We start from the raw sequence: 18200 nt of genomic DNA, 5'->3' as shown, positions 1-18200 counted from the left end.
GAGAACGCTCAGGCGGTGAAGAGCTCTGGCCCGATAGGGGCAGCAGCTGCGAAGGATCAGCTTCTAAAAAAGAACCTCGTGAGAGACATCATTGAAAAAGCCTCATGAATCAACTAGGAGTCAGGCGTAAGACGAATCGGTTGTCTTCGTGCAGCATCGTGAGAAACCTCGCGGAAAAGCGACATGCCGCACTTCCCTGAAGAAGACAACCGAAGAGCCAGTAGGACGTTGCCAAGCGATAAAGCACATTCCAGTAGGAATGTGCTTTTTAGTATGCATAAAGAGAACGCTCGGGTGCTGGAGAGCTCTGGCCCGTCAGGGGCAGCAGCTGCGAAGGAACAGCTTCTAAAAAAGAACCTCATGAGAGACATCATTGAAAAAGCCTTATGAATCAACTAGGGATCGGGCGTGACGTTGCCAAGCAGATAAAACACATTCCAGTAGGGGTGTGCTTTTTAGTATGTATAAGGAGTATGCCAAGAGGATATAAGGCTAAATTGATAGCTGTTGTGGTTACAGGATATAGTCTAGTCTTGTTTCATAGAAATAGATATTTAATGGGACGTTTAAAAGGTGGTAAGCAATATATAATGTTTTATGGATTTGATAGGGTAAAGCTATATTTGAACAAACATAAGATTGATAAAACAGGACAAAATAAATATGAAATAAGAAAGGAGATGACTAACATGACAAAAAAATATAATAAAGGAAGCCGTAATCAAAATGCTCCACAATTACATGGGCAAACACCTATTAGTGGTGACAATAGTAAAGGAGTTAAAAGAAATAAAGATCAGCGTTCTAAAACGGATGAGTAGCTTTTAAGTAATTGTTTCACATGAAAGGCTTCAATAAATGAATTTATAAACATAAAAATCGACATGTTCTTCTTTTTGCCCCACTCCCTAGGACGCGGAGTATGATTTTCGGGAACGGTTAGAAGTATGCCATCCACTTCCATTCCAATAAATATAATGGAAGCCGGTAACATTTTTCTCGTTTAAAATGTTACCGGTTTTTCATTTACTTTATCGGACATCGCCTTTAATCATTAGAAGGTGCAGGTAATAAAAGTTCTTGAAATAACTGTAGTGATTTTTTGGGGACGATATCAAGGAAAGCTAAAATAAAGGGTAAGTCTTTACCGTCAAAGGTTGAAAGTAAATCACTCCACCATTCTGTCTCATATCGACAGATCATACTTAAATTATAAAGAAGTAAATAATGAGAAGCGATTTCTGGGAAAGGAAGGTATTTGTCCCTTTCTGTAAAAAGATAATAATTATTGTTTAAGTCTTTTAAAAATGGTGAATGGTTTTTCCTTCCGATAATATTAGAATGAAGTTTTAAAAAGTCCTTTGTTTCTGTTATATTTATGTACCGGCTCTTTTGAGATGAATCCTTAATACTATTTTCAAGAAATTGAGTAAAACGATTAGTTGTCATATGGTAGGAGTCTAGTATGTCAATTGGAATTAAGATATGAGCTTTGTCTTTTTTTAAAGAAAATGCTTCTTTTTTTTGGTTAAGTGTTTCAAAGAGGGGATGAAGATCGGCTATTTGTATTAAAAGATCTTTCATCAAAAGCTTCTCTCCTTCGACATGTTTCATGTGAAACAATTTGAAAAGAAAGTGACTAAATAAGCCATTTCGTTGAATTTTGACTTCATCATCTAAAAAGCGATAAGTTGTTTTTTTCTTTTTCGCGTTGTAACTCCATGGGCTAATACCTGACTATTCGAGGGATATTGGTCATCTTTTGTTAAAATAATGGCTTTCATTAATTGAATAAAACCGTAAAATAAAAGAAGCGGTTTTATTTCTAAAGGTGCAACTTGAGCTTGTTCGTAGTATAAACAACCATGTTTTAAATGCGAAATAAAGGAATAGCAAGTAGCATAGCTTCTTGTATCGGGATAAGCAATGCCAGCTTTTTGATAATGTTCACTTAAAATCTTACGTGAATAGTCGGTAGAGAGATAGGGTAAAAAAGGATGAGTAGCTTCCATATTCATAATAAAACCTCATTTATTAGTAAATTCAGAAAAGTTATATTAATTTTCTAATCTTGACAGTAGTTTACCCAGTTGTTAAGCTACTAATAATATTTTACGCAAAAACCTGTATGGGAAGGGGAATTTAATCATGTGGGAGACTAAATTTGAAAAAGAAGGTTTAACTTTTGATGATGTATTGTTAACACCAGCGAAGTCGGAAATTTTACCTCGAGATGTTTCTGTTAAAACAAAGCTATCAGATAATTTACAATTAAATATTCCAATTATTAGCGCGGGAATGGATACTGTAACAGAGGCAAAAATGGCGATTGCAATTGCGCGAGAAGGTGGACTTGGAATCATTCACAAAAATATGTCGATTGAAGAGCAAGCAGAGCATGTTGATCGTGTAAAACGTTCAGAAAGTGGTGTTATAACAAATCCATTTTATCTGACTCCAGATCGCCAAGTTTTTGATGCAGAGCATTTAATGGGGAAATATCGCATTTCAGGTGTACCTATTGTAGATGAAACTCAAAAGCTTGTAGGTATCTTGACGAATCGTGATTTACGTTTTATTGAAGATTATTCAATTCGAATTGATGAAGTGATGACAAAGGAAAATTTAGTAACTGCCTCTGTAGGAACGACACTTCAAGAAGCGGAAAAAATTCTACAACAGTACAAAATTGAAAAGCTTCCACTAGTTGATGATAATGGAATTTTAAAAGGACTTATTACGATTAAAGACATTGAAAAAGTTATCGAATTCCCTAACTCGGCTAAGGATGCTCAAGGACGACTTGTTGTCGGTGCAGCTATTGGTGTTAGTGCAGATGCTGATACACGGATTGCGGCATTAGTAGAGGCTGGTGTGGATGCAATTGTTATCGATACGGCTCACGGTCATTCTAAAGGGGTTTTAGATAAAGTACGAGCTGTACGTACTCAGTATCCTGATTTAACGATTATCGCTGGTAATGTGGCCACAGCGGAAGCGACAAAGGATTTAATTGAAGCAGGGGCAAGCGTAGTGAAAGTAGGGATTGGACCTGGTTCTATCTGTACGACACGTATTGTCGCTGGAATTGGAGTTCCACAAGTAACAGCAGTATATGAATGTGCAACGGAAGCGCGAAAACATGGGATTCCAATTATCGCTGATGGTGGAATTAAATACTCTGGAGATATTTCAAAAGCATTAGCGGCTGGTGGACATGCCGTTATGTTAGGAAGTCTTTTAGCAGGTGTATCTGAAAGTCCTGGTGAAAGAGAAATCTACCAAGGGCGTCAATTTAAAGTATACCGTGGTATGGGTTCTCTTGGAGCAATGGAAAAGGGAAGTAAGGATCGTTATTTCCAAGAAGATGCTCAAAAGTTAGTTCCAGAAGGGATAGAAGGACGAATTCCTTATAAAGGTCCATTAAGTGATACGATTCATCAATTAATTGGTGGTTTAAGAGCGGGGATGGGTTATTGTGGAACTGCGACATTAACTGAACTACGTGAGAATAGTCAATTCATTCGAATTACAGGGGCTGGTTTACGCGAAAGCCATCCACATGATGTTCAAATTACAAAAGAAGCACCTAACTATTCTTTATAGAAGGAAAAATGAGCTATAGAAAAGTTAATAAATTGTAAAATAGATAGGGTGATCTCTATCTATTTTTTTATGCATGGATATGGTAAGATTAAAGCTATGTGAAACGTTTGTGGAGGTGTAGTTGTGAACAAAAGGGCAACAAGAAGTTGGTTTACAGGCTTAATAGCTGTAATCCTAGTCGTAACGATGTTTGGACAAGCAAAACCTGCGGAGGCTGCATTAGATTTACAGGCTGAAACTGCAATTTTAGTCGATGCAAAATCTGGAAAAATTATATACCAGAAAGATATAGATAAGGTTTTACCGATTGCTAGTATGACAAAAATGATGAGTGAGTATCTTATTTTAGAAGCACTAGCTGAAGGGACGATTACAAAGGATCAACATGTACCGATTTCGGATCATGTTCGTGCTCTTTCATTACAAGTGAGTTTGTCGAATGTTCCATTACGTCAAGATTACGATTATACGGTGGAACAATTATATGAATCTGTGGCTATTTATTCTGCGAATGCATCAACGATTGCTTTAGCTGAATTAATTGCTGGCTCAGAAACAGCTTTTGTTCAGATGATGAATAATAAAGCGGAAGAGCTCGGTTTAGAGGATTTCGAGTTTGTGAATTCATCAGGTTTAAATAATCGAGATCTTGCAGGGAATCATCCAGAAGGAACAGATGCAGAAGCGGAAAATATGATGTCTGCACGTGCGACTGCACAGCTTGCTTATGCGCTAATTCGTGATTATCCGGAAGTATTGGATACAGCAAGCATTCCTGAAAAAGAATTTGATGCAGGACCAGATGAATCGATTATGATGCAAAACTGGAACTGGATGTTACCATCGATTGTTCCGGAACACGATTATGAAGGTATTGATGGCCTAAAGACAGGTTTTACGTCTGCTGCAGGGAATTCCTTTACAGGAACAGCTAAACGTGGTGACATGCGGTTAATTTCTGTTGTTATGCGCACAGAGACTCGTGATGACCGTTTTAATGAGACGGCAAAATTATTAGATTATGGCTTTAATAATTTTAGTTATACAGAAATAGCACCAGCAGGATATATTCCAGAAGGTGAAGAGTTAGTACCAGTTGTATCAGGAAAAGAGAAGGAAGTTAAAGTATCAAGTACTGAGCCATTGGAAACAATCGTTCGTAATGGTGAGGAAGATTTGTACGAGCCTGTATTAAGCTTAAACGCTGAATATTTAAATGAAAATAATAACCTTGTTGCTCCGTTTGAAGCAGGAGAAAAAGTAGGAGCGTTAACACTGAGCTATGCGGGTGAGAATGAGGAAGACTATTTATTTGCGGATGAAAGTGTTTCTGTTCCTGTAACAACAGATGCAGCTGTTGAAAAAGCAGGATGGTTCTCAATGATGATGAGAAGTATCGGTGGATTTTTCTCAGGAATCTGGAACTCAGCTGTTGATATGGTTCAAGGCTGGTTAAGCTAAGGTGACATACTGCAACCTATTAAGATGATTTGAAGCGAGCTGTGCAGTATTAGATGGATGGCCTTTGGTTAAACTAGTTCCTATTAAAGAGGAAAATTGGTTATTAACATGAATTGACATTTGTTCTAGTCTGCATTACTATCTTAATAAGGTTTTAAAAAATGATTTCATTTATATGAAAAAACGTTGATAGGAATTAGTACAAAGATTGTTTTGCTCAGAGAGTCGGTGGTTGCTGTGAACCGATCAAAAAATCTTTGGAATCCATCCTGGAGTAAGCTGGTGGAAGGTTGAATGTAACTAAAACCAGTTCGGTTTATCCGTTATCAAGACTTAAGCTGGCATTTTAATTTATTTGGAATGCAATTTGGGTGGCAACGCGGGTGTAAGCTCGTCCCTTCTTCTTTAATTAGAAGAAGGTTTTTTTCGTTTATCATGAAACGTTTTTTATTTTTAAATCGTGTCTTTCACAAAATAAAAAATCAATTAAAAGGAGGATATAAGAGATGTTAGATATTAAAAGATTGAGAAATGATTTTGTTGGAATAAAAGAAAAGCTTCAAACAAGAGGGGAAGATATTTCTGGACTTGATCAATTTGAAGAATTAGATGAGAAGCGCCGTGCTTTAATTGTAGAAGTTGAACAGTTAAAAAGCCGTCGTAATGAAGTATCAGAAGAGGTTGCAAAATTAAAGCGTGCCAAAGAAGACGCGGATCATTTAATAAAAGAAATGCGGGAAGTATCTGAGCGAGTAAAAGGATTAGATGAAGAATTACGAGCAGTTGAAGGACAATTGGAGCACTTATTATTAACGATTCCGAATGCTCCACATGATAGTGTTCCGATTGGTGAAACAGAAGATGATAATGTTGAAATTCGGAAGTGGAAGGATGTTCCACAATTTTCATTTGAAGCAAAAGCTCATTGGGATATTGCGACTGATTTAAAGTTAGCCGATTTTGAACGTGCCGCTAAAGTAACAGGAAGCCGTTTTACCTTTTATAAAGGAGTCGGGGCAAGGCTAGAGCGTGCTTTAATTAACTTCATGATGGATTTACATCAAGATGAGCATGGATATGAGGAGTTGCTACCACCATATTTGGTCAATCGTACAAGTATGACAGGAACAGGCCAATTGCCAAAGTTTGAAGAGGATGCTTTTAAAATTAGAGAAGAAGATTATTTCTTAATTCCAACTGCAGAGGTTCCTGTAACGAATATGCACCGTGATGAGATTTTAAATGTGGAGCAGTTACCAATGGGATATACAGCTTACAGTGCTTGTTTCCGTTCTGAAGCAGGCTCTGCTGGGCGTGATACACGTGGATTAATTCGACAGCACCAGTTTAACAAAGTAGAGCTTGTTCGTTTTGTTAAACCTGAAGAATCTTATGAGCAATTAGAGTTGTTAACCTCTCATGCTGAGAAGGTTTTACAGTTACTAGGTTTACCATATCGTGTTTTAAGCATGTGTAGTGCTGACTTAGGTTTTACGGCAGCTAAAAAATATGATATTGAAGTATGGTTACCGAGCTACGGGGAGTATAAGGAAATTTCATCTTGCAGTAACTTTGAAGATTTCCAAGCAAGACGTGCAAACATTAAATTTAGACGTGAAGCAAAAGGCAAGCCTGAGTTTGTTCATACGTTAAATGGTTCAGGTTTAGCCGTTGGCCGTACAGTTGCTGCTATTTTAGAGAATTATCAGCAGGAAGATGGTTCTGTTGTTGTTCCAGAAGTATTAAGACCGTATATGGGATATAAAGAAGTTATTACAAAATAAGTGTTAGGCCAAAGACGAGTAAGGGGAACCTTGCTCGTTTTAGTTTTAGAGGGGACTTATTTTTTGGGAAATAAAAACTGCCCTATTAAGAATGGTCTTAATAAGACAGTTTGAAATGTTATACGTAATTAGGTTCTCTCGTTCCAGCTTTGATTTCCTCCATATAGTGACAGGCAGATTGATGGCCTTCTTTCATGAAGTCTGTTGTCCGTAACTCAGGTGTGTCTGTTTTACATTTTTCAGTTGCAAATGGACAACGAGTATGAAAACGACAGCCTGTAGGTGGATTAATCGGTGAAGGAACATCACCTTGTAAAATAATTCGATCTTTTTTCTTTTCCGGGTCTGTTGACGGAATTGCTGATAATAAAGCTTTTGTATATGGATGCTGCGGGTTTGTAAATAAAGACTTCTTGTCCGCAATTTCAACAATTCGACCAAGATACATAACGATAACTCGATCTGAAATATGACGAACGACACCAAGGTCATGTGAGATAAACAAATAAGTTAATTGGAACTCACGTTGTAATCTTTTTAATAAGTTAATCACTTGAGCTTGAATCGAAACATCAAGAGCCGAGACGGCTTCATCACAAATGATTAGCTTTGGATCAACTGTCAAGGCACGAGCAATTCCGACACGTTGACGTTGTCCGCCACTAAATTCATGAGGGAAACGGTCGATTTGGTGAGCACCAAGTCCAACGGTTGCCATTAACTCACGAATACGGTCACCACGTTTATCTTTAGGTAATACTTTTTGAATAATCATGGCTTCTTCTAACACTTGTCTAACCGTTTGACGAGGGTTAATGGAAGCGTAAGGATCTTGGAAAATGATTTGTAAGTCTTTTCTTTTCTTACGCATTTCACTTTTATTTAATGAAAGTAAATCTTCGCCATCAAACTCCACTTTTCCAGCAGTAGGTTCGTCTAAACGAAGGATAGCTCGTCCAGTTGTTGACTTACCACAACCGGATTCTCCAACGATCGATACTGTCTCGCCTTCATAAATGGTAAAGGAAATATCATCAACTGCTTTTACATGATTAACAGTACGTCCAAGAAGGCCGCCTTTAATTGGGAAATACTGTTTTAAATTTTCGACTTTAAGTAGTTCTTTTTTCATAGACGTTTACCTCCGGGTCGCCATCCCACTCTTCTGAGTAAATCCAACAGCGAATTTGATTTCCATTTTCGTCTTCTTCAAGTTGCGGAAGCTCTTTACAAATATCACTTGCATAAGCACAGCGTGGAGCAAAACGACAACCTGTTGGCATTTCAGCGGGACTTGGTACAGAACCAGGAATGATTTCTAACTCGCCTTCTACATCTTCATCATGTCGTGGTAAGGAATTAAGAAGCCCTACTGTATAAGGATGTCTCGGGTTGTTAAATAAGTCTTTTACAGAAGCATATTCAACGACTTTTCCGCAATACATAACCGCTACATAATCACATGTTTCGGCTACAACACCTAGGTCATGGGTAATCATAATAATCGACATTCCCAGACGGTCTTGTAAATCTTTCATTAATTCAAGAATCTGAGCTTGAATCGTTACATCTAAAGCTGTTGTTGGTTCATCTGCAATCAACAGCTTCGGGTTACAGGCTAGGGCCATTGCAATCATGACACGTTGACGCATTCCACCAGATAATTCAAATGGATATTGGTGGACACGTTTTTCTGGGGAAGGAATTCCGACAAGTTTCAACATATCAATTGATTTTTTTATCGCTTCTTTTTTACCGAGCTTTTCGTGAATTTGAAAAGCTTCGCCAATTTGTTGGCCAACTGTGTAAACTGGATTTAACGATGTCATTGGTTCTTGGAAAATCATCGAGATATCATTTCCGCGAATTTTTCTCATTTGAGCTTCTGATTTTTCTAAGATATTTTCACCATTAAAGAGAACTTCTCCACCAACGACTTTTCCTGGGTTTTGAATTAAACGTAAAATCGATAATGATGTAATACTTTTTCCAGAACCAGATTCACCAACGATTCCGATTGTTTTTCCCTTTGGAACTTTAAAAGAAACACCATCAACTGCTTTTACTTCTAATTCACTTGTAAAGAAAGATGTTTGTAGGTTTCTGACATCAAGAATTGTCTCGCTGTTTGTGCTCATTGAATTCACTCCCTTTCATCAAAGAAATCAATCTAAATCAATACGTTTATTTAGCATTCGATAGGCAATATCAACAAGTAAGTTTACAAGGACAAAGAGTAATGAAACGACAAGAACGGTTCCTTGAACGATAGGGAAATCCCTAGCTAAGATGGCATCAATCATTAAGCGTCCCATACCATTGATGGCAAAAACTTGTTCCGTAATAACCGTTCCACCTAATAGGGAACCAAATGATAAACCAACAACGGTTACAACTGGAATTAATGCGTTCTTTAAAGCGTGTCGATAAATAACAATTTGTTCTTTTACCCCTTTTGCACGGGCTGTTCGAATGTAGTCTTGTCCAATTACTTCTAACATACTTGAACGTGTCATCCTTGCGATTACCGCAGCACCAGATGTACCGAGAGTAATAACAGGTAAGACCATTTGTCTAAACTCACCCCACCCAGAAGCTGAGAACATCCCAAAGTCTACGGCAAAGTATTTAATTAACATGAGACCGAGCCAGAAGTTTGGCATCGATAATCCTAAAAGGGCAACTAGCATAATCCCTGAATCGATATACGTATTATGTCTAGTAGCTGAAATAACTCCAGCAATTAATCCTAAAAATACACTTAAAATCGTACTATATAACGCTAGCTCTACTGTGGTCCAAAAGCGTAGCATAATTTCACTCGTAACATCACGACCACTTCGAATAGAGCTTCCTAAATCTCCTTGAACCGCGTTGCTAATGAAATTCCAATATTGAACAGGAATAGGATCATTTAACCCTAAGCGCTCACGCATTTGTTCAATTTGTTGTTGTGAAGCACTTTCACCAGCAATAATTTGGGCTGGGTCACCTGGAATAAGGAACATTAAACCAAAAACTACAATAGATACCCCAATGAGGACTGGGATCGTTTGAATGAGTCGACGTATGATAAATTTAATCAAAATAGCTCCTCCTTTCTATGCTTTCATTTTTGGATCAAGTGCATCCCTTAATCCATCACCGAAGATATTAAAGGCAAGAACGACAATAACAATCATCATACCTGGGAAAAGTGCAACATGACCTGCTTGATATAAATAACTTCTTCCATCACTTAACATCGCTCCCCATTCAGGAGAAGGTGGTTGTGCACCTAAGCCGATAAAAGATAGACCACTTGCCGTTAAAATAGCAGTCGCAATACTTAACGTGGTTTGTACGATTAAAGGTGATGTAACATTTGGTAAAATATGTTTAAAGATAATTCTGAAATCACTTGCTCCTAATGCTTTAACAGCATCGATATATTCCAGTTTTCTTACTGAAAGTGTGGAACCTCGAACAATCCGGGCAAATACTGGAATAGAGAAAATAGCTACGGCAATAATGACATTTTCAATGCTTGGTCCTAGTACAGAAACAATCGCTAAAGCTAATAGAATACCTGGAAACGCAAGTAATACGTCCATGATACGCATAATAATTGCATCGGTTCTTTTGCCATAATAACCAGAAATAATCCCAATAATTGTCCCGATAATTGCACTTGCAAAGACGGATACAAAGCCAATCGATAAAGTAATTTTCATACCGTGAATAATACGGCTAAAAATATCTCGTCCATGATGGTCCGTACCAAACCAATGATCGGCTGATGGTGGAGCTAGTTTCATCGAATAATTCACTTGGTTTGGTGAATAGGGAGTGATATATGGTCCGATGATTGCGACAATTATGAAGAATAGAATCAAAATACCACCAAACATCGCGGCTTTATTTTTACGTAACTTCTTAAAGAAGGTTTTCCAGCTCTCTAATCTCGGATTAACAGGAGGTGGGCTAGAAGTAGAAGGTGTATTCACTTCTTGACTCATAGAATTGTTCATCCTTTCTAATAAAAAATTATAATTTTTCAACAATAATCTGTGAAAATAGATACCGGACGATTATATCACGATAAATAATATTAAAAAAATAAAAAATTTTTAGAATATAATAAATATTTTAATAAATGAAATTATTAAAAGTTGTTTATCTATTTGGTTTTTCTTTGTTTAATAAGTAAAAATAAATAATTTTCTGATTTGTTATGTGAGGGGCTGTCTGATTTTTTTTTGTTAATTGCTTGTGTTTTGGGAATCAATAAGTTATATTGAAATTGTAATTTAGCAAAAAATCTAACAATTGTAGGAGGAATACAGAAATGAAAGTGTCAAAAAATTCATTTTTCTTGACGCTATTAGTAATGTTTTTGAGCATTGTTTTAGTAGCGTGTGGAGCAGGAAACGATACAAATGAGTCAGAAGATTCTACAGCAGGAGAAGAAGGAACTGCAGGTGGAACTTTAATTATTAATCAAAGTTCAGATGCAGTATCATTAGATCCTCATGGTTCTAACGATACGCCATCAAGCAATGTTGCCTATAATATTTATGAAGCTTTAGTTGTGCAAGATCAAGAATTAAACTTATTACCTGGATTAGCTACAGAGTGGACTCAAGATGAAGAAGATCCAACTCGTTGGGAGTTTCAACTTCGTGAAGGAGTTACATTTCACGATGGTTCCGATTTTAATGCTGAAGTTGTCAAAGCGAACATTGATCGTATTTTAGATGAAGATGTTGCCTCTCCGCGTTCATTCTTATATGACATGATTGTGGAAATTAATGTGATTGATGATTATACAGTTGAGTTTATTACAGAATACCCATATGCTCCATTAGCTGCGAACTTAGCTCATAATGGTGGTGGGATGATTTCAAAAGAATTAATTGAAGCAGATTATGCTGCAATGGAAGAAGGAAGAGAGCCAGGAGCGGTAATTAATGAAGGTCCGATTGGAACAGGGTATTTCAAATTTGAAAACTGGAATCCAGGACAAGAAATTAATTTAACTCGTAATGAAGATTATTGGGGTGAAAATGCAAAGTTAGATGGCGTTACATTCCGAGTTGTATCTGAGCCTGGTACACGACTTGCGAACTTACAAACAGGTGATGCCCATATCTCTCACCCAATCATTCCATCTGATGTTGGGCAAGTAGAAGCAATTGATAATCTTGAAGTTACGCGTACACCGTCCGTTTCATTATCTTATTTTGGTTTTAATGTAGAAAAAGAACCTTTTAATGATGTGAAAGTACGTCAAGCGGTTTCAATGGCGATTAATAAAGACGATATTATTAATGGTGTGTATGATGGTGCTGGTATTCCAGCAATTGGACCTCTTGCTCCAGCTGTATTTGGTTATAGTGAAAATGCAGAGCCAATTCCTTACGATGTAGACCGTGCAAAAGAATTATTAGCTGAAGCTGGTTATGAAGATGGTTTCACAACAACACTTTGGACTAATGATAGCCCAGAGCGTACAAACGCAGCAGTTGCTGTACAAGCTCAGTTAGCTGAGATTGGCATTACAGTTAATATTGAAGTTCTTGAGTGGGGTGCGTACTTAGAACAAACTTCTAATGGTGAGCATGATATGTTTATCCTTGGTTGGTCGACTGTAACAGGAGATGGAGACTACGGTATGTATGCGTTATTCCATTCTTCTCAACACGGTACTCCAGGTAACCGTACATTTATTGATAATGCTGAATTAGATGACTTATTGGATCAAGCACGTCGTAGTTCTGATGAACAAGAGCGTTTAGATTTATATGAGCAAGCTCAAGAAATCTTAATTGAAGAAGCACCAATGCTTTATATCCACCACCAAGAATTCTTATTAGGGTATAGAAGTGAAGTTCAAGGTCTTGTTCAAACACCAACAGATATTCTGAAATTAAATGAAGTAACGATTCAGTAGTAGGAAATAAAGCTCACAGAATTTGGTTTATCTGTGAACATCAAACTTGTCGACAAAGTTAAACAGTCGGCAAGTTTTTTTATATAGCGAGAGCTGTTGTTTGGACTGAATTTAATAAGGTGCAAATTAATTAGGAAAGACTACTACATTAATAGAGTTTTTATGGGAGCGCAGGTTTTAATTTGAACGTTCTTTATTAATTATTTTCTTGAAATGACTTGATATTTTATTTTGGACATGTTAAGATGTTTCTTGTCAGTAAGTGATACGGAGGAATACCCAAGTCCGGCTGAAGGGATCGGTCTTGAAAACCGACAGGCGGGTTAAACCGCGCGGGGGTTCGAATCCCTCTTCCTCCGCCATATTTTAATGATACAACACTGCCATATAGGGAGTGTTTTTTTGTTTTATTTAGAATTAGTGCGTGGCATAAGATAATCTTTCTGTTGCTTATTAATAGAAGATTCACTTTATAACAAAGGTTTGATAGAGTATATATATAGAAGTTAAAGGATAATTAAGGTGGAGAATGTTATGTTATCTTCCGAAGATAATAAATGGATGAAACTTGCTTTAGACGAAGCTGATAAAGCGGAAAAAATAGGTGAAGTTCCGATTGGGGCCGTTATTGTCAAAGGCGAAGAGATTATTGCGACTGCTTATAATCGTAGAGAAGTTGACGCGCAAGCGACTGCTCATGCCGAATTGATTGCAATTCAAAAAGCATGTCAGCATCTGGATGCTTGGAGGCTTTCTGGTTGCACATTATATGTTACTTTAGAGCCTTGTCCAATGTGTGCGGGGGCCATTATTCAATCAAGGATTGATCGGGTTGTCTTTGGTGCTTATGATCCGAAAGCAGGATGTGCAGGCTCGTTAATGAACTTATTACAAGACGAGCGATTTAACCATCAAACAGAAGTTGACTGCGGATGTTTAGCAGATGAGTGTGGGGGGAAGTTATCCACTTTTTTTAGAGCGTTAAGGCAAAAGAAAAAGGGTTTAAAACAAAAGTGATCATTTTGCTTGTTAATGGATGATTTATGATGCCCCTTGCATTTTTGGGACAAACCATCTATACTTAATTATGCGTCGGATTGACGCGATAACTATTGTTATTCAATTTGCCGTGCTAGGCGGGGAGGTAGCGGTGCCCTGAACTCGCAATCCGCTATAGCGAGGTTGAATCCCTTTTTGAGGTTTTATCATCGTTTGGTCTGACCTAAGTAAGTGGTGTTGACGCTTGGGTTCTGCGCAACGGAAACCCATGAACCCTGTCAGGTCCGGAAGGAAGCAGCAGTAAGTGGACCCTTCCGTGTGCCGCAGAGTCGCCTGGGCTGAGCTAACTGCTTAGGTAACGCTTAGGATGATATTATCGAGGAAAGGTGCACGGTATCAAATTTTATATAAAGAAAAAGAACACAGTTTTATGCTGTGTTCTTTTTCTTATTGATAAGAAGTGAGTGTCGGTGTTGGGGGCATCATAGTTTTAGTAAGGAACGATATTTCTCTTTCGTGGTTGTGAGCAAACGGTCTCCGCTTTTCGTGATCCAGCTGCAGTTGGCAGGAACTCGGATAAAATCCGCCCGCCTTTAGAAGTCAAAAAGCGACTTCTGCAGTCGTTCTAGATTTTTCGTCGTTCCTAACCGCCAACTTCCGCTTTTCATGATCCAGCTACGACCGTTACAAGCTCGGGAAAAATCGGCCCGTCTATTAAAGTCAAAAAGCGACTTTTATAGCCGTGCCTGTATTTTTCCTCACTTGTGAACAAACGGTCTCCGCTTTTCATGATCCAGCTGCAGTTGGCAGGAACTCGGGAAAAATTCGCCCGTCTTTAGAAGTCAAAGAGCGACTTCTGCAGCCGTTCTAGATTTTTCCTCATTCCTAACCGCCAACTTCCGCTTTTCTTTTTGAATTGTGGTTGTGGGGAGGATATAATATTAATAGAGAAGATTCATGTGTGGAAGGAGGGTGTTAGGTGAGTTATCAGGCTTTATATCGTGTGTGGCGTCCGCAGCTTCTTAAAGACGTGGTCGGTCAACAGCATATTACGAAAACACTACAAAATGCTCTCGTACAAAATAAGTTTTCACACGCATACTTATTTTCAGGTCCACGCGGGACGGGGAAAACAAGTGCGGCTAAGATTATTGCAAAAGCGATCAATTGTGAACAAGCACCAGTGGCAGAGCCTTGTAATGAGTGTAAGGCTTGTAAAGGGATAACAAGTGGGGCAATTGTTGATGTTATTGAGATTGATGCAGCATCCAACAATGGTGTTGATGAAATTAGAGATATACGAGATAAAGTTAAATTTGCTCCAAACGAGGTACGTTACAAGGTTTATATTATTGATGAGGTACATATGCTTTCCACTGGGGCTTTTAATGCTTTGTTAAAAACATTAGAAGAACCACCTGCGCATGTTATCTTTATTTTAGCGACGACAGAACCACATAAAATTCCTTTGACGATTATATCTCGTTGTCAGCGATTTGACTTCAAACGAATTTCAAATGAAGCGATGGTCGGTCGGATGAATGAAATTTTGTCGCATGACCAAATCGAGGCTGAAGAAGAAGCACTTATAATGATATCTAGAGCTGCAGAGGGTGGAATGAGAGATGCCCTTAGTTTGCTCGATCAAGCGATCTCTTTTGCGGAAGAAAAGTTAGTTTTATCCGATGTCCTTACAATAACAGGGGCGGTTTCAGAACAAACGCTTTCAAGTTTAGTGGTGACGATTCAAGAAAAAGAAACAGCAAAAGCACTAGAGTTACTTGATCGACTTATTCAAGACGGAAAGGATCCACACCGTCTCTTAGAGGATTTAGTTTATTATTTTCGTGATATTCTTCTCTTTAAAACAGCACCAAATGCAGAACATTTATTAGAGCGTGCAAAAGTAGATGATAGGCTACGAGCTTTGAGTGGGCAATTTCAGCTCACTTGGTTATATGAAGCGATTGAATTGTTAAATACGAGTCAACAGGAAATGAAGTGGTCAATTCATCCCAAAATCTTTCTTGAGATGGCTCTTGTTAAATTGATGAATCAACAAACAAAACAGCGGGTGGAAAATGAGGTAAACCAACCAGTTTCTCCTCAAGTAGAAGAAAAAATAACCCAACTTGAAAATGCATTAAGAAAAATGCAAAATGGAGGAGGGGGAACACCATCCCAACAAGAGAAGTCAGAAGGTAGACAAAAAAGGGTTAGGAAACAGGCCCCACAAGCTAGAGTTTCATTATCGAAGGCAACGGAAATGCTAAAGACGGCGAATAAGGTGAAGTTACAAGAAGTGACAAGTAGTTGGGGGAATATTATGGAGCGTGTCAAAGCTCAAAATATCCCTGCTAGTGCTTGGTTAAGTGACGGCCAACCGGTTGCTGCATCGGACTCAATGGTGCTCTTGTCATTCCAAAATGAAATGCACCGTGATATGATGGATACAAAGTTTCGTGAATTCCTAGAGGCGGTATTAAGTGAGCAACTAGGAAAGCCTTTTGGTTATGTGACACTGTTAAATAGTCATTGGGAAAAAGTGAAACAAGATTTTGTAAAAGGCCAAGCAACTTCAAGTGAACAACCACAAGCAGACCCACTTATTGATGAAGCGATCAAAATGTTTGGCGATGAAATTGTCGAAGTGGTTGATTAATGAATATTTAAGGAGATGGATACGATGAAGAACATGGGAAATATGATGAAACAAATGCAAAAAATGCAGAAGCAAATGTTAAAAGCTCAAGAAGAATTAAAGGAAAAGACGGTTGAAGCTACAGCTGGCGGTGGAATGGTAACGGTTATTGCAAGTGGAGACAAAAGAATCGTTGATGTGAAAATTGCTGAAGATGTAGTGGACCCAGACGATGTTGAAATGTTACAAGACTTGATTTTGGCGGCTACAAATGAAGCGTTAAAGCAAGTTGATGAGCTAGTAGAACAAGATATGGGTAAATTCACAAAAGGGATGAATATTCCAGGAATGTTCTAGGAGGTTAGGCTTTGCAATATCCTGAACCGATAGCTAAACTAATAGAGGGTTTTATGAAATTGCCGGGTATCGGACCAAAAACAGCTAGTCGTTTAGCTTTTTTTGTATTAGATATGAAGGAAGATGATGTTCTTGATTTTGCTAAATCGTTAGTAAATGCGAAAAGAAATTTAACGTATTGTAGCGAATGTCATCATATTACCGACATTGACCCTTGTCGTATATGTGAAGATAAGGCGCGTGATCGTTCGATTATTTGTGTACTTCAAGAATCGAAGGACGTTATCGCGATGGAAAAGATGAAGGAATATCATGGACTTTATCATGTACTTCACGGAGCGATTTCACCGATGGATGGGATTGGTCCGGAAGACATTAAGGTACCTGAATTGCTGAAAAGGCTTCAAAGTGATGAAGTTCAAGAAATTATTATTGCAACAAACCCAACGATTGAAGGGGAAGCAACCGCTATGTACATTTCTAGGTTAGTTAAACCGACTGGAATTAAAGTAACGAGAATTGCTCATGGACTCCCGGTTGGGGGAGATTTAGAATATGCAGATGAAGTCACTCTTTCTAAAGCGATGGAAGGTAGAAGAGAATTATAAGGTGGTCGATTAGCCGTGTTTTTCCGAAAAAGAGGGAAGCTTCGTCAGGAAGAGGATGAACGTCTACTTCAAGCTATCGATCGAATGAAAATGAAGTACGATAATCATCGTCATTATTTGGATCATAGCTTTGATCCATCTGATGATTCGATTAAACAAATGAAGTTAGTAGAATCACTTTATTCATTTCTCATCCGAGAAGCAAGAATTCGTCAAGTTAGAAAGAACAAGCTCTAGGCTTGTTCTTTTTTTTCTTTTATTTCATATATATATGAATAAGACGAGCTCTTGTGAGGTGATATGATGGGTCCTGGTTGGGTTGTGGGTATTCTCTTAGGGATTGTATTGTTATTGTTGTTAATAGGTGCTCCTTTAAAGCCACTAAGATTTATTGGACAGTTGTCGGTGAGGTTTATTATTGGTGCGTTATTGTTATTCTTTATCAATGTCGTAGGAGCTTCATTTAATTTTCATATTCCGATAAATGGAATTACGACCGCTGTTTCTGGAATTTTAGGTGTTCCAGGAGTCGTTTTGCTTATATTAGTAAAACAATTAATAGTTTAATGAGCGGTAAGGTCATCCTTTGTTATATGTTATGTATTCAACGTTCGCAGAGTATGATTGACTCTTAACCGTTGATAGAGGTTGATTTTTGGGCGATGTAATACTCCAATTGACTTTACATGAACGGTTCAATCGTTGACAGTCTGAACACATCTTTCGTAGGCTGTTGATGGAATCTGTTCACTAAAATGAAGCACTTCGGCCGTCGCTACCAAAACCATACTCCGCGTCCTGCGGGAACCTGG

At 38.1% G+C, this 18200-nt stretch carries 15 protein-coding genes, 1 tRNA gene, 1 other RNA gene, 1 pseudogene and 1 other annotated feature; of the genes and pseudogenes, 13 read left to right on the top strand and 5 right to left on the bottom strand.

Features of this window, described 5'->3' with window-relative positions:
* Positions 1 to 473: 473 nt before the first annotated feature.
* A complete protein-coding gene (locus BALCAV_RS16880; RefSeq protein WP_136446022.1) occupies positions 474 to 821 on the top strand; it encodes a hypothetical protein in 348 nt (115 codons plus the stop codon).
* 226 nt (positions 822 to 1047) lie between these two features.
* Here the strand turns inward: BALCAV_RS16880 and BALCAV_RS16875 are convergent.
* Positions 1048 to 2012: pseudogene (locus BALCAV_RS16875) on the bottom strand (YaaC family protein).
* A 136-nt stretch (positions 2013 to 2148) separates the two neighbouring features.
* Here BALCAV_RS16875 and guaB point away from each other — a divergent pair.
* The 3 genes from guaB (at position 2149) to serS (ending at position 6851) form a co-directional block, all read left to right on the top strand.
* On the top strand, positions 2149 to 3606 hold the full coding sequence (guaB, locus tag BALCAV_RS16870; protein WP_003320871.1) for an IMP dehydrogenase: 1458 nt from the start codon (positions 2149 to 2151) through the stop codon (positions 3604 to 3606).
* 186 nt (positions 3607 to 3792) lie between these two features.
* Entirely contained in the window at positions 3793 to 5067 is a 1275-nt protein-coding gene (locus BALCAV_RS16865; protein WP_052044407.1) for a D-alanyl-D-alanine carboxypeptidase family protein, read from the top strand.
* Between the two features lie 177 nt (positions 5068 to 5244).
* Positions 5245 to 5469: a binding site (T-box leader), on the top strand.
* A 104-nt stretch (positions 5470 to 5573) separates the two neighbouring features.
* Positions 5574 to 6851, top strand: coding sequence for a serine--tRNA ligase (gene serS, locus BALCAV_RS16860; RefSeq protein ID WP_003320869.1), 1278 nt, complete (start codon positions 5574 to 5576; stop codon positions 6849 to 6851).
* Between the two features lie 118 nt (positions 6852 to 6969).
* On the opposite strand, the gene BALCAV_RS16855 is transcribed toward serS, so the two are convergent.
* From BALCAV_RS16855 to nikC, 4 genes are read right to left on the bottom strand one after another with little or no spacing between them, the layout of a single operon-like run.
* On the bottom strand, positions 6970 to 7983 hold the full coding sequence (locus BALCAV_RS16855; protein WP_040324150.1) for an ABC transporter ATP-binding protein: 1014 nt from the start codon (positions 7981 to 7983) through the stop codon (positions 6970 to 6972).
* Positions 7964 to 8989, bottom strand: a complete 1026-nt coding sequence (locus BALCAV_RS16850; protein WP_003324142.1) for an ABC transporter ATP-binding protein — start codon at positions 8987 to 8989, stop codon at positions 7964 to 7966. The genes BALCAV_RS16855 and BALCAV_RS16850 overlap by 20 nt, the downstream gene beginning before the upstream one ends.
* 27 nt (positions 8990 to 9016) lie before the next feature.
* Positions 9017 to 9937: a nickel ABC transporter permease gene (gene nikB, locus BALCAV_RS16845; protein ID WP_003324141.1), complete on the bottom strand. Its 921-nt coding sequence runs from the start codon at positions 9935 to 9937 to the stop codon at positions 9017 to 9019.
* 15 nt (positions 9938 to 9952) lie between these two features.
* Positions 9953 to 10849, bottom strand: coding sequence for a nickel transporter permease (gene nikC, locus BALCAV_RS16840; protein ID WP_040324149.1), 897 nt, complete (start codon positions 10847 to 10849; stop codon positions 9953 to 9955).
* A 329-nt stretch (positions 10850 to 11178) separates the two neighbouring features.
* Between nikC and BALCAV_RS16835 the strand changes: the two genes are divergently transcribed.
* The 9 genes from BALCAV_RS16835 to BALCAV_RS16800 all read left to right on the top strand — a co-directional run bounded on the left by BALCAV_RS16835 (position 11179) and on the right by BALCAV_RS16800 (position 17955).
* Positions 11179 to 12783 carry a glutathione ABC transporter substrate-binding protein gene (locus BALCAV_RS16835; protein WP_003322112.1) on the top strand — a complete coding sequence of 535 codons (1605 nt, stop codon included), beginning with the start codon at positions 11179 to 11181 and terminating at the stop codon, positions 12781 to 12783.
* A 269-nt stretch (positions 12784 to 13052) separates the two neighbouring features.
* Positions 13053 to 13145 (top strand) — tRNA-Ser (locus BALCAV_RS16830).
* A 172-nt stretch (positions 13146 to 13317) separates the two neighbouring features.
* Positions 13318 to 13800, top strand: coding sequence for a tRNA adenosine(34) deaminase TadA (gene tadA / locus BALCAV_RS16825; RefSeq protein WP_003322111.1), 483 nt, complete (start codon positions 13318 to 13320; stop codon positions 13798 to 13800).
* Positions 13801 to 13910: 110 nt separating this feature from the next.
* Positions 13911 to 14176: signal recognition particle sRNA large type (ffs, locus tag BALCAV_RS21780), an RNA gene on the top strand.
* A gap of 585 nt (positions 14177 to 14761) precedes the next feature.
* Positions 14762 to 16444: a DNA polymerase III subunit gamma/tau gene (dnaX, locus tag BALCAV_RS16820; protein ID WP_003324329.1), complete on the top strand. Its 1683-nt coding sequence runs from the start codon at positions 14762 to 14764 to the stop codon at positions 16442 to 16444.
* A gap of 24 nt (positions 16445 to 16468) precedes the next feature.
* A complete protein-coding gene (locus BALCAV_RS16815) occupies positions 16469 to 16780 on the top strand; it encodes a YbaB/EbfC family nucleoid-associated protein (RefSeq protein WP_003324330.1) in 312 nt (103 codons plus the stop codon).
* An 11-nt stretch (positions 16781 to 16791) separates the two neighbouring features.
* Positions 16792 to 17388: a recombination mediator RecR gene (gene recR / locus BALCAV_RS16810; protein WP_003324331.1), complete on the top strand. Its 597-nt coding sequence runs from the start codon at positions 16792 to 16794 to the stop codon at positions 17386 to 17388.
* 15 nt (positions 17389 to 17403) lie between these two features.
* Positions 17404 to 17625 carry a YaaL family protein gene (locus tag BALCAV_RS16805; protein ID WP_003324332.1) on the top strand — a complete coding sequence of 74 codons (222 nt, stop codon included), beginning with the start codon at positions 17404 to 17406 and terminating at the stop codon, positions 17623 to 17625.
* Positions 17626 to 17691: 66 nt separating this feature from the next.
* Positions 17692 to 17955, top strand: coding sequence for a pro-sigmaK processing inhibitor BofA family protein (locus tag BALCAV_RS16800; RefSeq protein ID WP_003324333.1), 264 nt, complete (start codon positions 17692 to 17694; stop codon positions 17953 to 17955).
* The last annotated feature ends 245 nt before the right edge of the window (positions 17956 to 18200 follow it).

Origin of the sequence: Alkalihalobacillus alcalophilus ATCC 27647 = CGMCC 1.3604, from assembly GCF_000292245.2 — a bacterium.
GTDB lineage: Bacteria > Bacillota > Bacilli > Bacillales > Bacillaceae_D > Alkalihalobacillus > Alkalihalobacillus alcalophilus.
This window is presented reverse-complemented; position numbering and strand designations above follow the sequence as displayed.

Coding starts and splice junctions, on each gene's coding strand:
- BALCAV_RS16835 (WP_003322112.1), top strand. CDS start 11,179: ATGAAAGTGTCAAAAAATTCATTTTTCTTGACGCTATTAGTAATGTTT.
- BALCAV_RS16800 (WP_003324333.1), top strand. CDS start 17,692: ATGGGTCCTGGTTGGGTTGTGGGTATTCTCTTAGGGATTGTATTGTTA.
- serS (WP_003320869.1), top strand. CDS start 5,574: ATGTTAGATATTAAAAGATTGAGAAATGATTTTGTTGGAATAAAAGAA.
- guaB (WP_003320871.1), top strand. CDS start 2,149: ATGTGGGAGACTAAATTTGAAAAAGAAGGTTTAACTTTTGATGATGTA.
- BALCAV_RS16815 (WP_003324330.1), top strand. CDS start 16,469: ATGAAGAACATGGGAAATATGATGAAACAAATGCAAAAAATGCAGAAG.
- BALCAV_RS16850 (WP_003324142.1), bottom strand. CDS start 8,989: ATGAGCACAAACAGCGAGACAATTCTTGATGTCAGAAACCTACAAACA.
- nikC (WP_040324149.1), bottom strand. CDS start 10,849: ATGAGTCAAGAAGTGAATACACCTTCTACTTCTAGCCCACCTCCTGTT.
- BALCAV_RS16855 (WP_040324150.1), bottom strand. CDS start 7,983: ATGAAAAAAGAACTACTTAAAGTCGAAAATTTAAAACAGTATTTCCCA.
- BALCAV_RS16865 (WP_052044407.1), top strand. CDS start 3,793: ATGTTTGGACAAGCAAAACCTGCGGAGGCTGCATTAGATTTACAGGCT.
- BALCAV_RS16880 (WP_136446022.1), top strand. CDS start 474: ATGCCAAGAGGATATAAGGCTAAATTGATAGCTGTTGTGGTTACAGGA.
- tadA (WP_003322111.1), top strand. CDS start 13,318: ATGTTATCTTCCGAAGATAATAAATGGATGAAACTTGCTTTAGACGAA.